Genomic DNA, 25,519 nt, shown 5'->3' with positions numbered 1-25,519 from the left:
TCAGGCCTCCCCGGCGGCGCGCGGCATGGCGTCCAGCGTGCGGGCGACCAGTGACTCGGGGACGTCGCTGACGAGTTCGGCGCCGCGCGGGCCGTCCAGGACGAAGGAGAGCCCGTCGACGGCCTTCTTGTCCAGGCGCATGAGGGCGATCAGCGCCCCGGTGCCGACCTCCGGCGGCAGCGTGGTGGGCAGCCCGTAGTGGGCGACCACCTCGTGGTGCTCGGCGACCCGCTCGGGGCCGATCCGGCCGAGCGCGCCCGCCAGCCGGCCGGCGAAGACCGTGCCGACGCCGACCGCCTCGCCGTGGCGCAGCCGGAAGTCGGTGGCGCGTTCCAGCGCGTGGCCCAGCGTGTGGCCGTAGTTGAGGATGTGCCGCAGCCCGGCGTCGCGCTCGTCGGTGGCCACCACGGCGGCCTTGCGGGCGACGCTCGCGGCGATCTGCTCGGGCAGCGGCAGGTGGCGGAGGTCCCCGGCACCGATGAAGTGGCAGCGGGCGATCTCCCCGTAGCCGTTGACGCGTTCGCGCGGCGGGAGGGTGCTGAGGTAGTCGGTGTCGCAGAGCACGGCGGACGGCTGCCAGTACGCGCCCACCAGGTTCTTGCCCTCCGGGAGGTTCACCGCCGTCTTTCCGCCGACGCTCGCGTCGACCTGGGCCAGCAGCGAGGTGGGCAGGTGGACCACGGGCACTCCCCGGTGGTACAGCGCGGCGGCGAGGCCGACCGCGTCGGTGGTGGTGCCGCCGCCGCAGGAGACCACGGCGTCCGCCCGGCCCAGGCCGAACGCGGTGAAGCGGCTGCACAGTTCGGCCACCCAGGCGAGGGACTTGCCCTCCTCGCCGTCCTTCGCCTCCACCACCAGGGTGTCGAGGCCGGTGTCGGGCAGCCACTCGGCGGGCCGGGCGCTGACCACCGCGACCCGGCGGGCGCCGATCCCCGCGAGCACCCCGGCCAGGCGGTGGCGGGCGCCGGGGCCGATCAGCACCGGGTAGCCGCGCTCGCCCAGCTCCACGTCGATGCGCCGCAGCCCGCCGTCCGTGCGGAGGAGGGGGAGGAGGGGTTCTGTCGTGGTCAACTCGGCTCCCGGGAATGGTCGGTGCGGTGGTGTGCGGCGGGGTGCGGCTCGGCGGGGTGCGACCGGGGCGCGCTCCGGGACGCGGGCTGCAGCCGCGCCAGCGCGAGGGCGCCGTGCAGCGAGGACAGCCCGCCGAGCACGGCCGGCCGGATCACGGGGGCCGGGCCGCCGGGACGGGCCAGCGCGGCGGTGTGCGCCTCCACCCGCGCCGTGAAGCCGGGCAGCCCGTCGGCGAACCCGCCGCCCAGCACGGTCAGTTCGGGGTGGAACAGCTCACCGAGCGAGACGACCGCCGCCGCCAGCGCGGCACAGGTCTCCTCGACGGCCTCCACCGCCCACGGCGCGCCCCCGGCCAGCCCGGTCCGCAGCTCCGCGTACTCGACCGGCGCGCCGCGCAGCAGTTCCGCGCGCCGCAGGGTCGCCGGACCGGAGGCGACGGCCTGCAGGCAGCCGCGCCGCCCGCAGTCGCAGACCGGCCCCCGGCGGTCGACGATCAGGTGCCCCGCCTCGCAGGAGCCGCGCCCCGGGCCCGGCAGCGGCGCGCCCTCGTGCACGACACCGCCGCCGACGCCCGTCCCGACACCCAGGTAGACCACGTTCCCGGACCCGGCGTGCACCGCCTCGGCGAGCGCGGCGAGGTCGCCGTCGTCCGCCCAGGCCGGTGCTGCGGTGGGGAAGAGCCGCCGCAGTGCGGGCACGAGGTCGAAGCCGCGCCAGCCGGGGCGGCCCGGCCAGGCGAGCACCCGGCCGTCCGGGCCGACGGTCGCGGGCACGGCCACCCCGACGGCCGCGAAGTCGCCCTCCCAGCGTTCGCGCAGGTCGGCTACCGTGCCGGCCAGCGCCGTCCAGTCGGCGTAGGCGCCGGCCACCCGGGCACCGGGCCAGCGCAGCACCGCTTCCTCGGTGCGGACCGGCCCGCCGGGCGGCCCGTCCTCGGCGCGCAGCGCCACCTTGGTGCCGCCGATGTCGATGCCGAGCACGCCCCGGGCGGCCGGCGGGGCCTGAGCCGTGGGGCCGTGCGCCGCCGCGGCCCGCGTCGTCGTGGTGTCCCCTGCCGGGGTGCCCGTCGCGAAGCCCATCAGGACGCCGGGACCTTCGCCAGCAGCGCCTGCGCGGCGAGGCGGTAGCCGAGCGCGCCGAGCCCGACGATCACCCCCGAGGCGAGCGGCGCCAGGACCGACTCGTGCCGGAAGGACTCGCGCGCCCAGACGTTGGACAGGTGCACTTCGACGAACGGCCGCGGGTAGGCGGCGAGCGCGTCGCGCAGGCCCCAGCCGGCGATCATCAGCGCGCCCGGGTTCACGATCGCTCCGACGGATCCGTCCCAGGCGTCCTGCACGGCCTCGATCAGCTGACCCTCGGACTCGCGCTGGACGGAGGACACCTTCCAGCCCCGGCCGGCCACCTCGGCGGCGACCGCGGCCTCGATGTCGGCCAGGGTGTCGGTGCCGTAGACCTCCGGTTCGCGGCGGCCGAGGATCCCGAGATTGGGGCCGTTCAGCAATAGCAGTTCGCTCATATTCCGGTTATAGCAGCGAGTTCCCGGGGGGAACCCCGAAGACGGGTGCCGGACTGCAGGACAAGGGCTTTCTAGGGGGGTGCGTAGGGGAGGTGACGGGCCGCATTTCCTGGGTTAGCGTGCCGTTCCACGGTCCCCTACAGGAAAGGCTGCGCGGAATCATGAGTGCCCAAGGACTTCAGGCCCCGGATTTCCCGGTCTGGCCGCAGTACGACGATGCCGAGCGCGAAGCACTGCTCAGGGCGCTGGAGCAGGGCCAGTGGTGGCGGATGGGCGGCAAGGAGGTCGACACCTTCGAGCAGGAGTTCGCCGACTACCACGGCGCCGCCAAGGCGCTCGCCGTCACCAACGGTACCCACGCGCTGGAGATCGCCCTCCAGTTGCTCGGGGTCGGCCCGGGCACCGAGGTCATCGTGCCCGCGTTCACGTTCATCTCCTCCTCCCAGGCCGCCCAGCGGCTCGGCGCCACCGCGGTGCCGGTCGACATCGACCTCGACACCTACAACCTGAGCCCCGAGGCGGCCGCCGCCGCGATCACCCCGCGGACCCGCGCGATCATGCCTGTCCACATCGCCGGCCAGATCGCCGACCTGGACGCCCTCGACGGGCTCGCCGCCGACGCGGGCGTCTCGATCGTGCAGGACGCCGCGCACGCCCACGGCGCCCGCTGGCGCGGCCGCCGGGTCGGCGAGCTGGGCTCGATCGCCGCCTTCAGCTTCCAGAACGGCAAGCTGATGACGGCCGGCGAGGGCGGCGCCGTCACCTTCCCGGAGACCGCCCAGTACGACGAGGCGTTCCTGCGGCACAGCTGCGGCCGCCCGCCGACGGACCGGAAGTACTACCACCAGACCTCCGGGTCCAACTTCCGGCTCAACGAGTTCTCCGCGAGCGTGCTGCGCGCCCAGCTCGCCCGCCTGGACAGCCAGATCAGCGTCCGCGAGGAGCGCTCCAAGCTGCTCAAGAGCCTGCTGACGGAGATCCCCGGCGTGGTGCCGCAGGGCCACGACGAGCGGGCCGACCGCGTCCCGCACTACATGGCGATGTTCCGGGTGCCCGGCCTCGGCGAGGACAGGCGCAACGCCCTGGTCGACGACCTGATCGCGCGCGGCCTGCCCGCCTTCGTGGTCTTCCGCGCCATCTACCGCTCGGACGGCTTCTGGGAGTCGGCCGCGCCCGACACCACCGTCGACGCGCTGGCCAAGGCCTGCCCCAACAGCGAGGCGCTCACCGCCGACGGCATCTGGCTGCACCACCGCACCCTCCTCGCGAGCGAGCGGGCGATCGAGGACACCGCCCAGATCATCGCCGACGCCCTGGCCGCGGTGTGAACGCGCCGGCGAGCACCGCCGGACGGGGGCCGGACGCCCCGGTGCGGGTGGCCGTCGTCGGCCTCGGCTGGGCGGGCCGCACCATCTGGCTGCCCCGCCTGACGGCCCACCCGGCCTACCGGGTCACCGCCGTCGTCGAGCCCGGCCCGGGCGGCGCGGAGCACGTGCCGTCCGGCGCCGTGCTCCTCGCCGACGCCGACCTGCTCGGCCCCGACGTCGACCTCGCGGTCGTCGCGGTGCCCAACCACCTGCACACCCCCGTGGCCGAGCGCCTGCTCGCCCGCGGCATCCCGGTGTTCCTGGAGAAGCCGGTCTGCCTCAGCGCCGCCGAGGCGGACCGGCTGGCCGCCGCCGAACGCGCCGGCGGGACCGTGCTGCTGGCGGGCAGCGCCGCCCGCTACCGGCCGGACGTCACCGCCCTCACCGACCTGGCGGCGGACCTCGGCCCGATCCGCCACGTCGACCTCGCCTGGGTCCGCGCCAGCGGTGTCCCCGACGCCGGCGGGTGGTTCACCAGCCGGCGGCTCTCCGGCGGCGGCGCCCTGGTCGACCTCGGCTGGCACCTGCTGGACACGGCCCAGGCCGTGCTCGGCGGCGACGTCCGGTTCCCGTCGGTGCTCGGCTCGCTCTCCGCCGACTTCGTCAACGACGGCAGGCGCGGCGCCGGCTGGCGCGGCACCGAGGGGCCGGACGGCGCGGGCGACGTCGAGGACACCGCCCGCGGCTTCCTGCTCACCGACACCGGCGTCTCGGTGGCGGTGCGGGCGAGCTGGGCCTCCCACGAGCCCGTCGACACCACCCGGATCACCGTGGAGGGCGCCACCGGGTCCGCGACCCTGGAGTGCACCTTCGGCTTCAGCCCGAACCGCCGGGTCCCGCGCCTCACCCGGACCCGCGACGGCGTCACCACCGATGTCCCGCTGCCCGGGGAGGGCGTCGGCACCGAGTACGTGCGCCAGCTCGACGAGCTGCCCGCCCTGCTCGCCGACCCGGCCTCGCGCGGCGCGGCCGTGAACCGCGCCCACCACACCATCTCGGTCATCGAGCGGCTCTACACGGCGGCCCGCGCCCCGCGGCCGCGGCTCGCCGACGAGGCCGCAGCCCTCACCGTCTGACCGTCGGCGGCGTCCGACCGTCGTCCCCGCCGAGCCGCAGCCCCACCCGAGCAGCCCCGCGCCCCGGCCCCGGAGGCCGTGCCCATCCCGTCGGCCCCGGGGTGTCAGGCCCGGTCACCCGTCCGGGCAGCCCCTCGTCCCATGGAGATCCCATGCCGATCGACCAGCCTGCAGCCACCGCCCCGACCACCGGGCCCGACGGCCACCCGCTCGCCGCCTTCCTCCCGCTGCGCGCCGTGGTCTTCGACCTCGACGGCGTCATCGTCGACAGCTTCGACGTGATGCGCCGGGCGTTCCTCACCGCCTACGAGGAGGTGGTCGGCGACGGCCACCCGCCGTTCGAGGAGTACAGCCGCCACCTGGGCCGCTACTTCCCGGACATCATGCGGATCATGGGGCTGCCGCTCGCCCTGGAGGAGCCCTTCGTCCGGGAGAGCTACCGGCTCGCCCACCAGGTCACCGTGCACGCCGGGGCGCGGGAACTGCTCATCGACCTCAACCGGCGCGGCATCCGGCTGGCCGTGGCCACCGGCAAGAGCGGCCCCCGGGCCCGCTCGCTGCTCGACCAGCTCGGCCTGCTGCACCACTTCGACCACGTGCTCGGCTCCGACGAGGTCCCCCGGGCCAAGCCCGCGCCCGACATCGTGCTGCGCGCCCTGGAACTGCTCGACGTGCCGGCCGAGCGGACCGTCATGGTCGGCGACGCCGTCACCGACCTGGCGAGCGCCCGGGGCGCCGGGGTCGGCGCGATCGCCGCGCTGTGGGGCGAGACCGACGAGGCGGCGCTGCTCGCCGAACGGCCCGACGCGGTGCTGCGCCGGCCCGAGGACCTGCTCGCCCTGCTGCCCGAACCCGTCCCGGCCCACTGACCGGCCGCGAGCCCGGACCACCCGGCCGCCCCGCCGGCCGGGCCGCTCCACCCTCCCCGCCCCGCCGCGGCCACGCCCGGCGGGGCGGCGCCGTTCCCGCCCGCCGCGCGGCCCGCTCGGGCGACGGATCCGCCCCCGCACCATGCCCGCCGCTCCGCTGTCCGCCGACCGCGCCCGCGGCTCCACCGGTGGTGCCGTCGCCCTCGCGCCCCCGCCGCGTGCCTGCCCCACCCGTGCGTCTCCGGCGCGTCCCCGCGGCCCGCCGGCCGCGCCCGCCGCCCCTGCCCCCGGTCCTCAGCGAATAGGGCCTGTATAGGGGGTCGGATAGGGGCGGCCCGGAGCTCCCGCCGCACGAGACTGTGACCGGCGGGAATTCTCGTACGGCCGCCCCGGAAAGGCCGCCCCGGAAAGACCGCCCGGCAATGCGCCGGACCCGTGCCGCGAAAATCCCGACCCGGAATGGAATTCCCATTCCGCCGTCGCCCGCCCCTGGCACCGGGCGGAAATCGAATGCCCCGCCCGAGGCCCCGACCGAGCCGCCCGAGCAGCCCGACCCGAACCGACCCGAACCGACCCAAGGAAGTGACGGCATGTTGCGCACCGAGCTGATCCGGCCGCTGCCCGAACTGCTGGCCGAGCACGCCCGCGACAGCTCGGACAAGACCGCGTTCCGCGACGCCGTCCGCGGCGTGACCTACGCCGAGCTCCACGCCCGCACCGGCCGGATCGCCGGCCACCTCACCGACCTGCGCCTCCAGCCCGGCGACCGGGCCGCGATCCTGCTCGGCAACAGCGTCGAGGTGGTGGAGGCCTACTTCGGCATCCTGCGCGCCGGCGCCATCGGCGTCCCGCTCAACCCGCACGCCACCGAGGCCGAACTCACCCACCTGCTGGACGACAGCGGCGCCCGCGTCGTCATCACCGACGCCGCCCGCGCCGCCGGCCTGTCCGCCCTCGCCCGAGGCCGGGCCGACCTGAGGGTGATCGTCACCGGCGAGGGCCCCGTCCCGGCCGGCACCCTCTCCTTCGAGACCCTGGCCGGCACCGACCCCGCCACCCCCGCGCGCGACGACCTCGGCCTCGACGACCCCGCCTGGATGCTCTACACCTCCGGCACCACCGGCCGGCCCAAGGGCGTGCTGTCCACCCAGCGCAACTGCCTCTGGTCGGTCGCCGCCTGCTACGTGCCGGTGCCCGGCCTGAGCGCCGAGGACCGGGTGGTCTGGCCGCTGCCGCTGTTCCACAGCCTCTCCCACATCGCCTGCGTGCTGAGCGTCACCGCCGTCGGCGCCACCGCCCGGATCCTCGACGGCTTCGCCGCGCGGGACGTCCTGGAGGCCGTCCACGAGGAGTCCGCGACCTTCCTGGCCGGCGTGCCCACCATGTACCAGCAACTGGTGCGCGCCGCCCGGGAGGACGGCTTCACCGCGCCGGCCCTGCGGATGTGCCTGGTCGGCGGCGCCATGACCACCGCCACGCTGCGGCGCTCCTTCGAGGAGGCGTTCGGCGCGCCGCTCATCGACGCCTACGGCTCCACCGAGACATGCGGCTCGATCACCGTCAACTGGCCCACCGGCGCCCGCGTCGAGGGCTCCTGCGGCCTGCCCGTCCCCGGCCTGGGCGTGCGCCTGGTCGACGTCGAGACCGGCCTGGACGTCGCCGACGGCGAGGAGGGCGAGGTCTGGGTGCGCGGCCCGAGCGTGATGCTCGGCTACCACAACCAGCCCGAGGCCACCGAGCAGGCGCTGCGCGGCGGCTGGTACCACACCGGCGACCTCGCCCGGCGCGACGGCTCCGGCTACTTCACCATCACCGGCCGGATCAAGGAACTCATCATCCGCGGCGGCGAGAACATCCACCCGGCCGAGGTCGAGGAGGTGCTGCGCGGCGTACCCGGCGTCGCGGACGTCGCCGTCGTCGGCAAGCCCCACGAGGTGCTCGGCGAGGTGCCGGTGGCCTTCCTGGTGCCCGGCCCCGGCGGCCTCGACCCGGAGGCCCTGCTGGCCGCCTGCCGGGAACGGCTCTCCTACTTCAAGGTCCCCGAGGAGCTGTACGAGACGGAGCGCATCCCGCGCACCGCGTCCGGCAAGATCACCCGGCACGTGCTGCTCGACGCGCCCGCCCGGCTGCGGGCCGCCGGCGGAAGCCACTACGAGCACCTGTTCCGCGTCGACTGGCTGCCGCTCTCCTCCGTCCCCGGCGCCCGCCCCGCCGCCGGCACCTGGGCGGTGCTCGGCGCGGACGCCTTCGGCCTCGCCGACGCCCTCGGCGCCGCCGCCCACCCCGACCCGGCCGCGCTGGCCGCGGCCGGCCCGCTGCCCGATGCCGCCGTGCTCGGTGTCGGCGCCGGCCTGCGCACCCCCGGACCGCTCGCCGCCGACGTCGAGGACGCCGTGCGCGCGCTCGACGGGCAGCTCACCGCCTGGCTCGCCGAGGAACGGCTCGCAGACACCGTGCTGGTCGTCGTCACCCGGGGCGCCGCCGGACCCGGCGGCGCCACCGACCTCGTCCAGGCCGCGCTGCGCGGCGTGGTCCGTGCCGCCCGGGTGGCGAACCCCGGCCGGTTCCTGCTGGTCGACCTCGACGCGGAGGAGAACGCCGCCGACGCCCTGGCCACCGCCGTCGCCTCCGGCGAACCCGAACTCGTCGTCCGCTCCGGCGTGGCGCTGCGCCCGCGCGCCGCCCGGGTGTCCGCCGCGCTCGCCCACGGCGAGCCCGGTGCCCGCTTCGACCCGCGCCGCGCCGTCCTGGTCACCGGCGCCGACGGGCCGGCCGCCGCCGCCGTCGCCCACCACCTGGTGGCCGGCCGCGGCGTGCGCCGGATCCTGCTCACCAGCCCCCACGGCCCTGCCGACCGGGCCGCCGCCGAACTCGCCGAACGCCTCACCGGCGCCGGCGCCGAGACCACCCTCAGCGCCCTCGACCTCGCCGACCGCGACGCCCTCGCCGACTGGCTGTCCGGCCCGGGCACCCGCTTCAACGCCGTCGTCCACACCCCGGGCGCGGCCTTCCCCGGCCTCGGCGCCGCCCTCGCCGCCGCCGTCAACCTGCACGAACTGACCGCCGGCACCGAGCTGTCCGCCTTCGTCGTGCACACCCCCACCGTCGGCCCGCTCGGCACCCCCGGCGCCCCCGGGGAGGCCGCCGCCGCGGCGTTCCTCGACGCCCTCGCCCACCACCGCAGCCGCCACGGCCTGCCCGGCCTCGCCCTCATCACCGGCCCCGCCGACGGGGACGGACGCCCCGTGCCGCCCGGCCTCGGCCGGCTCACCGCCCAGGAGAGCGCCGCCGCGTTCGACGCCGCCCACCTGGCCGACCACACCTCCCTGCTGCTGCTCCGGCTCGACCCCGAAGGACTGGACGTCCTCGCCCCGCAGGACGTCCCGGCCCTGCTGCGCGACCTCATCGACACCCCGGCCGGCCCGAGCGCCCCGGACACCGCGACCGCCGCCGCACTGCGCCGCCGCATGGCCGGCCGCCCGGCCGCCGACCGGCAGCGCGAACTGCTCGACCTCGTCCTCGCGGAGACCGCCGGGCTGGCCGGCGACGGTCCCGACCCGATCCGCCCCGACGGCCCGTTCAAGGACCTCGGGTTCACCTCCGCCACGGCCGTCGAACTGCGCGGCCGCCTCGCCGTCGCCACCGGCCTTCGGCTGCCCGCCACCCTCGCCTTCGACCACCCCACCCCCAGCGCCGTCGCGGCCTTCCTGGTGAACGCGCTGACCGGCCGTCCGGCCACCGCCGCCCGGCCCGCGCACGCACCGCGCACCGTGCCGTCCGCCGAGGACCCCGTCGTCATCGTCGGCGCCGCCTGCCGGCTGCCCGGCGGCGTCGCCTCCCCGGCCGACCTGTGGCGGCTGGTCTCCGAGGGCACCGACGCGATCACCCCCTTCCCCGCCGACCGCGGCTGGGACCTCGACGCCCTCTACGACCCGGACCCGGCCGTCCCCGGCACCTCCTACGCCCGCCACGGCGGATTCCTGCACGACGCGGGCGAGTTCGACGCCGCCTTCTTCGGGATCTCCCCGCGCGAGGCGCTGGCGACGGACCCGCAGCAGCGGCTGCTGCTGGAGACCTCCTGGGAACTGCTGGAGCGCGCGGGCATCGACCCGACCTCGCTCAAGGGGCAGCCGGTCGGTGTCTACGCGGGCCTGATGTACCACGACTACGCCACCGAACTCGCCGAGGTCCCGGACGGCCTGGAGGGCTACCTCGGCACCGGCAACGCCGGCTCGGTCGCCTCCGGCCGCATCTCCTACACCCTCGGCCTCGAAGGCCCGTCGGTGACGGTGGACACCGCCTGCTCCTCCTCCCTGGTGGCCCTGCACCTGGCCGCGCAGGCGCTGCGCGACGGCGAGTGCACGCTCGCCCTGGCCGGCGGCGCCGCGATCATGGCCAGGCCCACCTCTTTCGTCGAGTTCTCCCGCCAGCGTGCGCTCTCCGCCGACGGCCGGGCCCGGGCCTACGCGGACGGCGCCGACGGCACCGCCTGGGCCGAGGGCGTGGGCCTGGTGCTGCTGGAGCGGCTGTCGGACGCCCGGCGGCTGGGGCACGAGGTGCTGGCGGTCGTCCGGGGTTCGGCCGTCAACCAGGACGGTGCGTCCAACGGTCTGACCGCCCCGAACGGTCCGTCGCAGGAGCGGGTGATCCTCGCCGCGCTCGCCAACGCCGGGCTGACGGCGGCGGACGTCGACGCCGTCGAGGGCCACGGGACGGGGACCTCGCTGGGCGACCCGATCGAGGCGCAGGCGGTGCTGGCCACTTACGGGCAGGGCCGTCCGGCCGAACAGCCGCTCTGGCTGGGGTCGTTGAAGTCCAACATCGGCCACGCCCAGGCGGCGGCCGGGGTCGCCGGCGTGATCAAGATGACCGAGGCGCTGCGGCACGGCGTGCTGCCGAAGAGCCTGCACATCGACGCGCCCAGCACCAGGGTGGACTGGGAGTCCGGTGCGGTGGCCCTGCTCACCGAGGAACGGGCCTGGCCCGAGGTCGACCGGCCGCGCCGGGCCGCCGTCTCCTCGTTCGGCGTCAGCGGCACCAACGCCCACGTGATCCTGGAGCAGGCCCCCGTCCAGGAGCCGGCGAACCGAGCGGTGCCCGTCGGACTCGACGGCGAACTCGACGCCGACTCCGGCACCCCGGTGCCCTGGCTGCTCTCCGCGCGTTCCCCCGAGGCCCTGCGCGAACAGGCCGAACGGATCGCAGGGTTCACCGAGGCCAGGCCCGCCGCCGAGGCGCCGGCCGTCGCCCGCGCGCTCGCCGGCTCCCGGGCCGCGCTGGAACGGCGGGCCGTCGTGGTCGCCGCCGACCGGGCGCGGGCGTTGAGCGGGCTGCGGGCTCTGGCGGGGGGAGAGGGTGCGGCCGGGCTGGTGTCCGGTCGGGCGGAGGTGAGTGGTCGGTCGGTGTTCGTCTTCCCGGGGCAGGGTTCCCAGTGGGTGGGGATGGGGCGTCGGCTGCTCGTCGAGTCGGTGGTGTTCGCGGAGGCGCTGGGTGAGGTCGGGAAGGCTCTGGAGCCTTTTGTCGACTGGTCGTTGCTGGATGTGGTGAACCAGGTGCCGGGTGCGGCCTCGCTGGAGCGGGTGGATGTGGTGCAGCCGGTGTCGTTCGCGGTGAACGTCGCGCTGGCGCGCCTGTGGGCGTCGCTGGGTGTGGTTCCGGACGCGGTCGTCGGCCACTCGCAGGGGGAGATCGCGGCGGCGCATGTCGCGGGCGTCCTCTCGCTGGACGACGCCGCCGCCGTGGTGGCGCTGCGGTCGAAGGCCATCGCCCGTGGCCTGGCGGGCCGGGGCGGGATGGTGTCGGTCGGGTTGCCGCTCGCCGAGGTGAGTGACGCTCTGCCGGACGGGGTCGAGGTCGCCGCCGTCAACGGCCCGTCCTCGGTCGTGGTCGCCGGTGACCCGGCCGGCTTGGACATCGTGGTGGCCGCCTTCGAGGAGCGCGGCGCCCGGGTGCGCCGGATTCCCGTCGACTACGCCTCGCACACCGCCCACGTGGAGTCCATCGAGGCCGAACTCGCCGAGCTTCTCGATTCGGTGAAGCCCCGGACGGCGACCGTCCCGTTCCTGTCGACGGTCGAGAACCGCTGGCTGGAGGGTCCGGAGCTGGACGCGGGGTACTGGTACCGCAACCTGCGGCGGACCGTGCGGTTCGCGGAGGCCGTCGAGACCCTGGCGGGCGAGGGCTTCCGGGCGTTCGTCGAGGTGAGCGCGCACCCCGTGCTCGCGCACGCCGTCGTCGAGGCCCTGGAGGAGGCCGTCCAGGCGCCGACCGTGGTCACCGGGACCCTGCGCCGGGAGGACGGGGGCTGGGACCGGGTCCTGCTCGCCGCCGCCGAACTCCACGTCCGCGGCCTGCCCGTGGACTGGTCCCCGGCCCACGCCGAGGCCGCCACCGTCCGCCCCTCCGAACTGCCCACCTACCCCTTCCAGCACCAGCGCTACTGGCTCCGGCCGGGCCGCGCCGGCGGCGACCTCGCCGCCGTCGGCCTGGACAGGGCAGGCCACCCGCTGCTGGAGGCCGAACTGCTGCTCGGAGCCGAGGAAGGCGAGGAAGGCGCCGTCTTCACCGGCCGGATCACCGAACACACCCTGCCCTGGCTGGCCGACCACCGGGTCGGCGGCGCGACGCTGCTGCCCGGTACCGCGCTGCTCGACGCCCTCGCCCACGTCGGCCGCCGGCTCGGCGCGCCCACGGTCGAGGAACTGACCGTCTCCGCCCCGCTCGTGGTCCCGGACGGCGGCGGCCTCGACCTCCAGGTGCACGTCGGCGAGGCCGAGGACGGCCGCCGCAGCGTCCGGCTGCTCACCCGCACCGGCCCCGGCCTGCCGTGGCAGGCCAACGCCACCGGAACGCTCGCCCCCGAGGGCCCGGAGCCCGTCGGCACCGACGAACTGGCGGTCTGGCCGCCCGCCGGAGCCCGCCCGCTCGACATCGACGGCCTCTACGACCGGCTCACCGTCGCCTACGGCCCCGCGTTCCACGCCGTCGAGGCCGCCTGGCTCGGTGACGGCCGCCTCTACGCCCAGCTCCGCCTCCCCGACACCACCTCGGACGCCGCCGCCTACGGCCTGCACCCCGCCCTGCTGGACGCCGCCCTCCACCCGCTCGGCGAGGCCGGCTTCTTCCCGGGCGCCGACGTGCCCAGGCTCGCCTTCTCCTGGGCCGGCGTTCGCCTGCACGCCGCCGGCGCCGAGAGGCTGCGCGTGGTCGTCACCCCCGCAGGCCCCGACACCCTCACCATCCGGGCCGCCGACGACACCGGCGCCCCCGTCGTGGACGTCGAGGCCCTCACCGTGCGGCCGGTGGACCCGCGCGGCCTCACCGCCGGTCCGGCGGACGACGCGGCCCTGTTCGAGGTCGACTGGGTCCCCGCACCCGAGGCCGCCGGGGCGCCCGCCGACTGGACCCTCCACAGCGACCTGCCCGAGGACGGCGCCCTGCCGTCCCTCGTGGTCCTGCCCGCCGGCGGCGGCGCGCCCTCCGACACCGTGCCCGAGCGCGCCCACGCCGTCGGCCACGACGTCCTGCGGGAGCTCCAGGCCTGGCTGGCCGACGACCGGACGGCCGACTCCCGGCTCGTCGTCGTCACCCGGCGCGGCGAACTCGTCCACGAACCCGTCCGGGGCCTGGTGCGCACCGCCCAGTCGGAGAACCCCGGCCGCTTCGTCCTCGTCGAGGCCGACGACCCGGCCGACGCCGCCCGGGCGGTGGCCGCCGCACCGGGCGACGAACCGCAGCTGGCGCTGCGTGAGGGGCGACTGCTGGTCGCCCGCCTACGCCGCCCGGCCGCCCGGCCCGCCCCCGCGGAGGGCCCGCCGTCCCCGCTGGCCGGCGGCACCGTCCTGGTCACCGGCGCCAACGGCGGCCTGGGCCGGCTGGTGGCCCGTCACCTCGCAGCCGTCCACCGCGTCGCGGAACTCGTGCTCCTCTCCCGCTCCGCCGTGCCCGCCGACCTGCTCGAAGAACTCGCCGCGCACGGCACCGTGGTCCGCGCCGAGGCCCTCGACACCGCCGACCGCACCGCGCTGGCGGCCGTCGTCGACACCGTCGCCGACCGCCTGACCGGCGTCGTCCACGTCGCCGGGATCGTCGACGACGGCGTCATCGAAGCCCTGGACGCCGCCAAGTGGCACAGCGTGCTGCGCCCGAAGGTCGACGCCGCCTGGCACCTGCACGAGCTCACCGCCGGCCTCGGCCTGGCCGTCTTCGCGCTCTACTCCTCCGCCTCCGGCGTCCTCGGCGGCTCCGGACAGGGCAACTACGCGGCCGGCAACGCCTTCCTCGACGGCCTGGCCGCCCACCGCCGCTCGCTCGGACTGCCCGCAGTGTCGCTCGCCTGGGGCCTGTGGGCCGAGGCCGCCGGCATGGGCGGCCGGCTGAGCGACACCGACCTCGCCCGGATGGCCCGGGTCGGCACCCGTCCCCTCGCCGCCGACCAGGGCCTCGCCCTCCTGGACGCCGCGCTCACCGGCGAGCCCGCGGCCGTGGTGCCGATCAGGCTCGACGTCACCGGTGTCCGGACCGAGGACCTCCCGCCGCTGCTGCGAGAGCTGGCACCCGCCGCCCGCGCACCCCGCGCGCTGCGACGGGCCGCCGCCCGCACCGCCGCGGACGGCGCCGGCGCCCTCGCCCGGCGGCTCGCCGGACTCTCCGCGGCCGACCGCGACGAGCTGCTGACCGCCCTCGTCCGCGACACCGCCGCCGCCGTCCTCGGCCACGGCTCGGCCGCGGCGCTGGACGTCGACAAGGCGTTCAAGGAACTCGGCGTCGATTCGCTCACCGCCGTCGAACTCCGCAACGCCCTCGGCACCGCCACCGGACTGCGTCTGCCCGCCACCCTGGTGTTCAACTACCCGACGCCCAAGGCCCTCGCCGCCCACCTCGCGACCGAACTCGTCGGCGAGGAACCGGGCCCCGCCGCCCCCGCCACCCCCGCCGCGCAGGCCGCCGGGGCCGAGGACGAGCCGATCGCGATCGTCGCCGTCGGCTGCCGCTTCCCCGGCGGCCTGGACTCCGGCGAGGACCTCTGGCGCTTCGTCGCCGGCGGCGGCGACGCCGTCACCGGCCTGCCCACCGACCGGGGCTGGGACCTCGACGGCAGCTACGACCCCGACCCCGACGCCCCCGGCCGCACCTACGTGCGCGGCGGCGGATTCCTGCCCGGCATCGCCGACTTCGACGCCGCCTTCTTCGGCATCAACCCGCGCGAGGCCCTGGCGATGGACCCGCAGCAGCGGCTTCTGCTCGAAGTCGCCTGGGAGACCCTGGAGCGCGCCGGACTCGACCCCACCGCCCTGCGCGCCACCCCGACCGGCGTCTTCATCGGCACCCACGGCCAGGACTACGGCACCCAGGGCACCGGCGGCGCCGCCGACGAGGGCTACCTGGTCACCGGCAACGCGGGCAGCGTGCTCTCCGGCCGGCTCTCCTACGCCCTCGGCCTGGAGGGACCCGCGATCACCGTCGACACCGCCTGCTCGTCCTCCCTGGTCGCCCTGCACCTCGCGGCCCAGGCGCTCCGCGCCGGGGAGTGCACGCTGGCCCTGGCCGGCGGCGCCTCGGTGATGTCCACGCTCGAAGGCCTGGTCGGCTTCTCCCGGCAGCGCGGCCTCGCCGCCGACGGCCGGAGCAAGGCCTTCGCCGACGCCGCCGACGGGTTCGGGATGTCCGAGGGAGTGGGCCTGCTGCTGCTGGAACGGCTCTCCGACGCCCGGCGCCTGGGGCACGAGGTGCTGGCGGTCGTCCGGGGTTCGGCCGTCAACCAGGACGGTGCGTCCAACGGTCTGACCGCCCCGAACGGTCCCTCGCAGGAGCGGGTGATCCGGGCCGCGCTCGCCAACGCCCGTCTGACGGCCGCCGACGTCGACGCCGTCGAGGCGCACGGCACCGGCACCCCGCTCGGCGACCCGATCGAGGCACACGCCCTGCTCGCCACCTACGGCAAGAACCGTCCGGCCGAACAGCCGCTCTGGCTCGGGTCGGTGAAGTCCAACATCGGCCACACCCAGGCCGCCGCCGGTGCGGCGGGCGTGATCAAGATGGTGGAGGCGCTGCGCCGTGGCGTGCTGCCGCAGACCCTCCACATCGACGCGCCCTCCTCGCACATCGACTGGTCCTCGGGCGGCATCGCCCTGCTCACCGAGCAGCGGGCCTGGCCGGAGGCCGGCCGCCCGCGCCGGGCAGGCGTCTCGGCGTTCGGTGTCAGCGGGACGAACGCGCACGTGATCCTGGAGCAGGCGGAGCCGGAGTCCGTCGAGGAAACCGCGCCCGCCACCGCCGGGGCCGGTGGGACGGCGGTTCCCTGGGTGGTCTCGGCCGCCTCGGAGGCGGCGCTGCGTGAGCAGGCCGTGCGGCTGGCGGCCTTCGCGGAGGGGCAGTCGGCGCCGGTCCTCGCCGCCACCGCCCGCACCCTCGCCACCGGGCGCACCCGGTTCACCGAGCGTGCCGTGGCCGTCGGCGCCGACCGGGCCGCCCTCGTCGCTGCCCTGAGGGCTCTGGCGGGGGGAGAGGGCGCGGCCGGGTTGGCGTCCGGTCGGGCGGAGGTGAGTGGTCGGTCGGTGTTCGTCTTCCCGGGGCAGGGTTCCCAGTGGGTGGGGATGGGGCGTCGGCTGCTCGTCGAGTCGGTGGTGTTCGCGGAGGCGCTGGGTGAGGTCGGGAAGGCTCTGGAGCCTTTTGTCGACTGGTCGTTGCTGGATGTGGTGAACCAGGTTCCGGGTGCGGCCTCGTTGGAGCGGGTGGATGTGGTGCAGCCGGTGTCGTTCGCGGTGAACGTCGCGCTGGCGCGCCTGTGGGCGTCGCTGGGTGTGGTTCCGGATGCGGTGGTCGGCCATTCGCAGGGGGAGATCGCGGCGGCGCATGTCGCGGGCGTCCTCTCGTTGGAGGACGCCGCCGCCGTGGTGGCGCTGCGGTCGAAGGCCATCGCGCGGGGTCTGGCGGGCCGGGGCGGGATGGTGTCGGTCGGGTTGCCGCTCGCCGAGGTGAGTGACGCTCTGCCGGACGGGGTCGAGGTCGCCGCCGTCAACGGCCCGTCCTCGGTCGTGGTCGCCGGTGACCCGGCCGGGCTGGACACCCTGGTGGCCGCGTACGAGGAGCAGGGCGTTCGGGTGCGTCGGATCGCCGTCGACTATGCCTCGCACACCTCGCACGTGGAGTCGATCGAGGCCGAACTCGCCGAGCTGCTGGGCTCCGTGAGGCCCCGGACGGCGACCGTCCCGTTCCTGTCCACCGTCGAGAACCGCTGGCTGGAGGGTCCGGAGCTGGACGCGGGGTACTGGTACCGCAACCTGCGGCGGACCGTGCGGTTCGCGGAGGCCGTCGAGACCCTGGCGGGCGAGGGCTTCCGGGCGTTCGTCGAGGTCAGTGCCCACCCCGTACTGGCCCACGGCATCGTGGAGGCCCTGGAGGAGGCCGTCCAGGCGCCGACCGTGGTCACCGGGACCCTGCGCCGGGAGGACGGAGGCTGGGACCGGGTCCTGCTCGCCGCCGCCGAACTCCACGTCCGCGGCCTGCCCGTGGACTGGTCCCCGGCCTTCGCCGGAGCCGGCACCGTCCGCCCCTCCGAGCTGCCGACCTACGCCTTCCAGCACCAGCGCTTCTGGCTCGAACCCGTGGCCTCCACCGGTGACGTGACGGCCTTCGGCGTCGCCGCGGCCGAGCATCCACTGCTCGGCGCCCTGGTCGAACTGCCCGACGGCGGAGCGGTGTTCACCGGCCGGCTCTCGACCCGGACACACCCGTGGCTGGCCGGTCACGCCGTCTCGGGGACGGTACTGCTGCCCGGCGCGGCCTTCCTCGAACTCGCCCTGCGGGCAGGGGAGCAGACCGGCCTCGGCCGTCTGGAGGAACTGGTCGTCGAAGCCCCGGGGATCCTGCCCGGGCGCGGCGGTCTCCAGGTCCGCGTCACGGTCGACCCGGCCACCGCCGACGACGACCGCCGGGCCGTCCACGTGCACTCGCGGCCCGAGGACGCGGAGGGCGGCGTGTGGACCAGGCACGCCACCGGCTTCCTGGCGGCCGAGAGCGCACCGGAGTTCGGCTACGAGGCGTGGCCGCCGGCCGGTGCGGAGCCGGTCGACCTGGACGGCTTCTACGAGCGGCTCGCCGAGGCGGGCTACGGGTACGGCGACGCGTTCCGGGGCCTGCGGGCCGCCTGGCGTTCGGGCGAGGAGGTGTTCGCCGAGGTCGCGCTCCCGGAGGAACTGACGGAATCCGCCGGGCGGTTCGGACTGCACCCGGCCCTGCTGGACGCCGCCCTGCAGTCCGCCAACCTGGGCGCGGCGCCGGTGGCCGGACCGGGGGAGGTGCTGCTGCCGTTCGCCTGGAACGACGTGGCCCTGTACGCGGCCGGGGCCACCGCGTTGCGGGTGCGCTCCCGCCGGGAGGGCCCGGACAGCGTCTCCTTCGCGCTGACCGACCCGGTCGGCCGGCCCGTCGGTGCCGTCGGGGCGCTGGTCCTGCGGCCGGTGGCGCCCGAGCGGCTGTCCGCCGCCCAGGGCACCGCCGCCGAGCACCTGTACCGCGTCGACTGGGCGCCCGTCGGCCTGCCGCGGGCGGCGGACCGCCCGTCCGAGGGCGACGTGCTCGACCTGACCCACGTCCCCGAGGGGTTGCCGGCGCCACAGGCGGCCCGCGCACTCGTCGGCGCCGCGCTCGGCGGGATCCAGGAGCACCTGGCCGGTGACGCCGCCGGTCCGCTCGCGGTCCTGACCGCGAACGGCGCCGGGGACCCGGCAGCCGCCGCCGTCCGCGGCCTGGTCCGCACCGCGCAGCTCGAACACCCGGGTCGGATCGTCCTGGTGGAGACCGACGGTTCGGCGGTGCCCGCCGCACTGGTGGCCGGCGCGCTCGCGTCCGGCGAACCCCACGTCGTCTGGCGTGACGGGGCCGCGGTGGTGCCGCGTCTGGCCCGGGCCGTTGTCGCCGCTGAGGGTGGTGGTGTGCTGGACCCGGTGGGGACGGTGTTGGTGACGGGCGGTACCGGGACGCTGGGTGGTCTGGTGGCCCGGCGTCTGGTGGAGTCGCACGGGGTGCGGCACCTCTTGCTGGTGAGCCGCCGGGGCCCGCAGGCCCCTGGTGCGGCGGAGCTGGTCGAGGAGTTGACGGCGCTGGGTGCGTCGGTGGAGGTTGTGGCGGCCGATGTGTCGGACCGCTCGGTGGTGGACGGCCTGGTGCGTGGGGTTCCGGTGGAGCGTCCGTTGACGGCGGTGGTGCACACCGCCGGGGCGTTGGCCGACGGTGTGTTCGAGGCGCAGTCCGCGGAGCGGCTGGGCGAGGTGTTCGCGCCGAAGGCGGACGCGGCGTGGCATCTGCACGAGGCGACGAAGGACCTCGGCCTGGCCGCGTTCGTCCTCTTCTCCTCCGGCGCGGGCGTGTTCGGCAGCGCCGGGCAGAGCCTGTACGGGTCGGCGAACGGGTTCCTGGACGGGCTGGCCGGGTGGCGCCGTGAACGCGGTCTGCCGGCGGTGTCGCTGGCCTGGGGCCTGTGGGCGCAGGCCAGCGGCCTGACCGGGCACCTGGGCGAGGCCGACCTGGCCCTACTGGCCCGTGGCGGCCTGGCGGCGATGGCCACGGAGGAGGCGCTGGCGCTGTTCGACGCCGCGCTGCGTTCCCCGGAGGCGCTGCTGGTCCCGACCCGGCTGGACCGCGACGCGCTGCGCAGGCAGGCGGCGGGAGGCGAGCTGAACCCCCTGCTGCGCGGCCTGGTCCGCGCCCCCCGCCGCACCGCCGCCACCGGCGCGCCCGCCGACGACGGCCGTGAGGTCCTGTTCCGCAGGCTCTCCGCGGTGGGCGAGGCCGAACAGCTCCGGCTGCTCCTGGACCTGGTCCGGGCCAGCGCGGCCCAGGTGCTCGGCCAGAGCATCGACGAGACGGTGAAGCCCGCCCAGGCGTTCAAGGACGTCGGTTTCGACTCGCTGACCTCGGTGCGGATCCGCGGCAGCCTCACCGAGGCCACCGGCGTCCGGCTCCCGGCGACCCTGGTCTTCGACCACCCGACCCCGGCCGCCGTCGCCGAGTACCTGCGAGACCGACTGGGCCTGGCGGCCTCGGTGGCCGTGCCGCCCGTCCTGCTCGAACTCGACCGGCTGGAGCAGGCGTTGGCGGCCACGGCCGGGACAGTCGGCGGGTCCGCGGCGCCCGACGGACTGCGCGCCCAGGTGGCCGCCCGTCTGGAGGCCCTCACCGCCCGCTGGGCGGAGTCGGGCGAGGAGCCCGAGGCCGAGGGCGTCGACCTGGGCGCCGCCTCGGACGACGAGCTCTTCGACCTGATCGACAACGAACTCGGCCTTTCCTGATGACGGATACGAGGAAGAACCCCATGTCGAACGACGACAAGCTGCGCGACTACCTCAAGCGCGTCACGGCCGACCTCCAGCAGACCAAGCGCCGCCTGCGCGACGTCGAGGCCCGGCGCACCGAGCCGATCGCCATCGTCGGGATGGCCTGCCGGCTGCCCGGCGGCGTCGCCTCCCCGGCCGACCTGTGGCACCTGGTCCACGACGGCACCGACGCCATGGCCCCGTTCCCCCGCGACCGGGGGTGGGACGTGGACGGCCTGTACGACCCCGACCCGGACGCCGCCGGGAGGACCTACGCCGAGGAGGGCGGCTTCCTCGCCGACCCGGGCGGCTTCGACGCCGCGCTCTTCGGGATCTCCCCGCGCGAGGCGCTGGCGACGGACCCGCAGCAGCGGCTGCTGCTGGAGACCTCCTGGGAGGCCCTGGAACGGGCCGGCATCGACCCGGTCTCGCTCAAGGGGCAGCCGGTCGGTGTCTACGCGGGCCTGATGTACCACGACTACGCCCACCACGTGCTCAACCTCCCGGAGGGCCTGGAGGGGTACTTCGGGATCGGCAACTCGGGCTCGGTCGCCTCCGGCCGGGTCTCCTACACCCTCGGTCTCGAAGGCCCGTCGGTGACGGTGGACACCGCCTGCTCCTCCTCCCTGGTCGCCGTCCACCTGGCCGCGCAGGCGCTGCGCGACGGCGAGTGCACGCTGGCCCTGGCCGGCGGGGTCGCCGTGATGGCCACGCCGGAGGTGTTCGTCGACTTCGCCACCCAACGCGGCCTGGCGCGCGACAGCCGTTGCAAGGCGTACGCGGACGCCGCCGACGGGACCGGCCTGGCCGAGGGTGTCGCCGTCCTCCTCCTGGAGCGGCTGTCGGACGCCCGGCGCCTGGGGCACGAGGTGCTGGCGGTCGTCCGGGGTTCGGCCGTCAACCAGGACGGCGCGTCCAACGGTCTGACCGCCCCGAACGGTCCCTCGCAGGAGCGGGTGATCCGGGCCGCGCTCGCCAATGCCCGGCTGACGGCGGCGGACGTCGACGCCGTCGAGGGCCACGGGACGGGGACCTCGCTGGGCGACCCGATCGAGGCGCAGGCGGTGCTGGCCACCTACGGGCAGGGCCGTCCGGCCGAACAGCCGCTCTGGCTGGGGTCGTTGAAGTCCAACATCGGCCACACCCAGGCCGCCGCGGGCGCGGCCGGTGTCATCAAGATGGTGGAGGCGCTGCGCCACGGCGTGCTGCCGAAGAGCCTGCACATCGACACGCCCACCTCGAAGGTCGACTGGAACTCGGGAGCGGTCGCGCTCCTCACCGAACGCCGCGACTGGCCGGAGGTCGACCGCCCGCGCCGGGCCGCCGTCTCCTCGTTCGGCGTCAGCGGCACCAACGCCCACGTGATCCTGGAGCAGGCCCCGGTCGGGGACGCCCCGCAGTCGGACGCCGAACCGACCGGTGCCGCGGTGCCGTTGGTGCTGTCGGCCGCCTCCGGGAACGCCTTGCGTGCCCAGGCCGGCGCCTGGGGCCGGGTCCTGGCCCAGCAGCCGGACACCGGTCTGGCCCGTACGGCCCGCACCCTCGTCACCGCGCGGGCCGCGCTGGAGCAGCGCGCCGTGGTGGTGTCCGCCGACCGCGCGGACGCGGCGGCGGCGCTGGACGCGGTGGCACGGGGGGAGGAGGCGGCGGGTGTCGTCTCCGGCACGGCGGAGGTGAGTGGTCGGTCGGTGTTCGTCTTCCCGGGGCAGGGTTCCCAGTGGGTGGGGATGGGGCGTCGGCTTCTCGTCGAGTCGGTGGTGTTCGCGGAGGCGCTGGGTGAGGTCGGGAAGGCTCTGGAGCCTTTTGTCGACTGGTCGTTGCTGGATGTGGTGAACCAGGTTCCGGGTGCGGCCTCGTTGGAGCGGGTGGATGTGGTGCAGCCGGTGTCGTTCGCGGTGAACGTCGCGCTGGCGCGCCTGTGGGCGTCGCTGGGTGTCGTTCCGGATGCGGTGGTCGGCCATTCGCAGGGGGAGATCGCGGCGGCGCATGTCGCGGGCGTCCTCGCGCTGGACGACGCCGCCGCCGTGGTGGCGCTGCGGTCGAAGGCCATCGCGCGGGGTCTGGCGGGCCGGGGCGGGATGGTGTCGGTCGGGTTGCCGCTCGCCGAGGTGAGTGACGCTCTGCCGGACGGGGTCGAGGTCGCCGCCGTCAACGGCCCGTCCTCGGTCGTGGTCGCCGGTGACCCGGCCGGGCTCGACACCCTGGTGGCCGCGTACGAGGAGCAGGGCGTTCGGGTGCGCCGGATCCCGGTGGACTACGCGTCGCACACCTCGCATGTGAAGTCCATCGAGGCCGAACTCGCCGAGCTGCTGGGCTCCGTGAGGCCGCGGACGGCGACCGTCCCGTTCCTGTCCACCGTCGAGAACCGCTGGCTGGAGGGTCCGGAGCTGGACGCGGGGTACTGGTACCGCAACCTGCGGCAGACGGTCCGCTTCGCGGAGGCCGTCGAGACCCTGGCGGGCGAGGGCTTCCGGGCGTTCGTCGAGGTCAGTGCCCACCCCGTCCTCGCGCACGCCGTCGTGGAGGCCCTGGAGGAGGCCGTCCAGGCGCCGACCGTGGTCACCGGGACCCTGCGCCGGGAGGACGGGGGCTGGGACCGGGTCCTGCTCGCCGCCGCCGAACTCCACGTCCGCGGCCTGCCCGTCGACTGGTCCACGGCCTTCCCGGACGCCGCCCTCCTCCCCGCCTCCGAACTGCCCACCTACCCCTTCCAGCACCAGCGCTACTGGCTGGAGACCCGCCCCGCCGCCGACGTGGGCGCTGCCGGGCTGGCGCCCGTCGGGCACCCGCTGCTGGGCGCGGCGGTGCAGCTGCCCGAGGGCGGGGCGCTCCTCACCGGACGGCTCGACCCGAAGGACCACCCGTGGCTCGCGGACCACGCCGTCGCCGGCACCGTCCTCGCCCCGGGCGCCGCGCTCCTGGAGCTGGCCTCGCGGGCCGGCGACGAAGCGGGCACGCCCACCGTCGAGGAGTTGGTGATCGAGGCTCCGCTGCTCGTCCCCGGGCGCGGCGCCCTGCAACTGCACCTGCGGGTGGACGCGCCGGAGGGCGAAGCCCCCGACAGCCGACGGCCGTTCGCCCTGTACTCGCGGCCCGAGGACGGCGAGGGCGGCGTGTGGACCAGGCACGCCACCGGCTTCCTGGGCGGCGACCAGGCGCCGTACACCGCCGCCCCCGGAGCGTGGCCACCGGTCGGCGCGGAGCCGGTCGCCCTGGACGGCTTCTACGAGCGGCTGGCGGACCGCGGCTTCGGCTACGGACCGGCGTTCCAGGGACTGCGGGCCGTCTGGCGGCTCGACGGCGAGGTGCACGCCGAGGTGTCCCTGCCCGCCGGCCGGCCCACCGAGGACTTCGGCATCCACCCGGTGCTGCTGGACGCCGCTCTGCAGGCCACCAACTTCCTGGGCATCGCCGAGCCGGAGCCGGGTCACGTCCTGCTGCCGTTCGCCTGGAACGACGTGGCACTCTTCGCCACGCGTCCCACCGCCCTGCGGGTGCACGCCCGGCAGACCGGCCCGCACGCGTTCTCGCTCGTCCTCACCGACCCGGCCGGCGGACCGGTGGCCTCGGTCGGCTCCCTGGCGCTGCGGCAGGTGCCGGTCGACCGACTCGCAGGCCTCGGCGGGGCCGGTACCGACCACCTCTACCAGGTCGGCTGGACGCCCCTCGTCCTGCCCGCGGACGCCGCTTCCGCCACCCCGGCGGTGCTGGACCTGACCACGGGGACGGCCGAGGGCCTCGAGGGCGCCCGGGCGCTGCTCGGCCGGGTGTCGGACTTCCTGCACCAGGGGCTCACCGATCCCGCCCGGAGCGCGGAGCCGCTGGTGGTCGCGACCGGGCTGCCGGACGCGGATCCGGCGGTCAACGCGGTCTGGGGGCTGGTCCGTTCGGTCCAGCAGGAGCAGCCCGGCCGGGTCGTGCTCCTCGGTGGCGAAGGGACGGGCTTCCCCGCCGCGGCGGTGGCACCGTCGGTGGTGGGAGGCCTGCTGGCAACGGGGGAGCCCCAGGCGCTCTGGCGGGACGGCGGCGTAACGGTGCCGCGTCTGGCCCGGGCCGTTGTCGCCGCTGAGGGTGGTGGTGTGCTGGATGCGGTGGGGACGGTGTTGGTGACGGGTGGTACGGGGACGCTGGGTGGTCTGGTGGCCCGGCGTCTGGTGGAGTCGCACGGGGTGCGGCACCTGTTGCTGGTGAGCCGCCGGGGCCCGCAGGCCCCTGGTGCGGCGGAGCTGGTCGAGGAGTTGACGGCGCTGGGTGCGTCGGTGGAGGTTGTGGCGGCCGATGTGTCGGACCGCTCGGTGGTGGACGGCCTGGTGCGTGGGGTTCCGGTGGAGCGTCCGTTGACGGCGGTGGTGCACACCGCCGGGGCGTTGGCCGACGGTGTGTTCGAGGCGCAGTCCGCGGAGCGGCTGGGCGAGGTGTTCGCGCCGAAGGCGGACGCGGCGTGGCACCTGCACGAGGCGACGAAGGACCTCGGCCTGGCCGCGTTCGTCCTCTTCTCCTCCGGCGCGGGCGTGTTCGGCAGCGCCGGGCAGAGCCTGTACGGGGCGGCGAACGGATTCCTGGACGGGCTGGCCGGGTGGCGCCGTGAACGCGGTCTGCCGGCGGTGTCGCTGGCCTGGGGCCTGTGGGCGCAGGCCAGCGGCCTGACCGGGCAGCTGGGCGAGGCCGACCGGGCCCGACTGGCGCGCGGCGGACTCAAGGCCCTGGCGACCGAGGAGGCGCTGGCGCTGTTCGACGCCGCCCTGGGCTCCCCGGAGGCGCTGCTGGTCCCGACCCGGCTGGACCGCGACGCGCTGCGCGCGCAGGCGGCGGTCGGCGAGCTGAACCCCCTGCTGCGCGGCCTGGTCCGCGCCCCCCGCCGCACCGCCGCCACCGGCGCGCCCGCCGACGACGCGGCGGGCTTCGCCGCCCGGCTGGCCGGGCTGCCGGAGCGCGAGCAGCACCGTGAACTCCTCGACCTGGTGCGCTCGGCCGCCGCGGCCGTCCTCGGGCATCCTTCGAAGAACGCCGTCGCCGCCGCCCAGGCCTTCAAGGAGACCGGGTTCGACTCGCTCGGCGCGGTGCAACTGCGCAACCGGCTGGCCCGGGCGACGGGCGTCCGGCTCCCGGCGACCCTGGTCTTCGACCACCCGACCCCGCTCGCGCTCGCCCGCCACCTGCGGTCCGAGCTGCTGCCGGAGCCGGCCGCCGGAAGCGCCGCCCCTGACGCCGGGCCCTCGCCGGTGGACGGGCCCGCCATCGCGGACCTTGACATCGACGGCCTGGTCGCCCGCGCCCTGCGCGGCCGGGGCTGACCGTCCGA

At 76.1% G+C, this 25,519-nt stretch carries 7 protein-coding genes and 1 pseudogene; 5 read left to right on the top strand and 3 right to left on the bottom strand.

The features are described from left to right. From ACFU74_RS00165 to ACFU74_RS00155, 3 genes are read right to left on the bottom strand one after another with little or no spacing between them, the layout of a single operon-like run. Complete coding sequence (locus ACFU74_RS00165; protein ID WP_380749228.1) at nt 1-1,071, bottom strand: 3-dehydroquinate synthase family protein; 1,071 nt, start codon at nt 1,069-1,071, stop codon at nt 1-3. After that, on the bottom strand, nt 1,068-2,150 hold the full coding sequence (locus ACFU74_RS00160) for an ROK family protein (protein WP_380749225.1): 1,083 nt from the start codon (nt 2,148-2,150) through the stop codon (nt 1,068-1,070). The genes ACFU74_RS00165 and ACFU74_RS00160 overlap by 4 nt, the downstream gene beginning before the upstream one ends. Further along, the gene (locus tag ACFU74_RS00155; RefSeq protein ID WP_380749222.1) at nt 2,150-2,590 is read right to left on the bottom strand and encodes a type II 3-dehydroquinate dehydratase; all 441 of its coding nucleotides are present in this window, start codon (nt 2,588-2,590) and stop codon (nt 2,150-2,152) included. The genes ACFU74_RS00160 and ACFU74_RS00155 overlap by 1 nt, the downstream gene beginning before the upstream one ends. A gap of 161 nt (nt 2,591-2,751) precedes the next feature. On the opposite strand from ACFU74_RS00155, the gene ACFU74_RS00150 reads away from it, so the two are divergent. The 5 genes and pseudogenes from ACFU74_RS00150 to ACFU74_RS00130 form a co-directional block, all read left to right on the top strand. Continuing rightward, nucleotides 2,752-3,918 (top strand): DegT/DnrJ/EryC1/StrS family aminotransferase, encoded by a 1,167-nt coding sequence (locus ACFU74_RS00150; protein WP_380749219.1) that lies wholly within the window; start codon nt 2,752-2,754, stop codon nt 3,916-3,918. Further along, complete coding sequence (locus ACFU74_RS00145; RefSeq protein WP_380749216.1) at nt 3,915-5,033, top strand: Gfo/Idh/MocA family protein; 1,119 nt, start codon at nt 3,915-3,917, stop codon at nt 5,031-5,033. Before ACFU74_RS00150 ends, ACFU74_RS00145 begins: the two co-directional genes overlap by 4 nt. 152 nt (nt 5,034-5,185) lie before the next feature. After that, the gene (locus ACFU74_RS00140) at nt 5,186-5,902 is read left to right on the top strand and encodes an HAD-IA family hydrolase (protein WP_380749213.1); all 717 of its coding nucleotides are present in this window, start codon (nt 5,186-5,188) and stop codon (nt 5,900-5,902) included. Between the two features lie 590 nt (nt 5,903-6,492). Further along, a complete protein-coding gene (locus ACFU74_RS00135; protein WP_380749210.1) occupies nt 6,493-20,193 on the top strand; it encodes an SDR family NAD(P)-dependent oxidoreductase in 13,701 nt (4,566 codons plus the stop codon). Between the two features lie 32 nt (nt 20,194-20,225). Further along, nucleotides 20,226-25,511: pseudogene (locus ACFU74_RS00130) on the top strand (type I polyketide synthase); the annotation flags it as partial. Between the last annotated feature and the right edge of the window lie 8 nt (nt 25,512-25,519).

The organism is Kitasatospora sp. NPDC057500 (genome assembly GCF_042802195.1).
Taxonomy (GTDB): domain Bacteria; phylum Actinomycetota; class Actinomycetes; order Streptomycetales; family Streptomycetaceae; genus Kitasatospora.
Note: the sequence above shows the minus strand (reverse complement) of the source record. Positions and strands in the feature narration are given on the sequence as shown.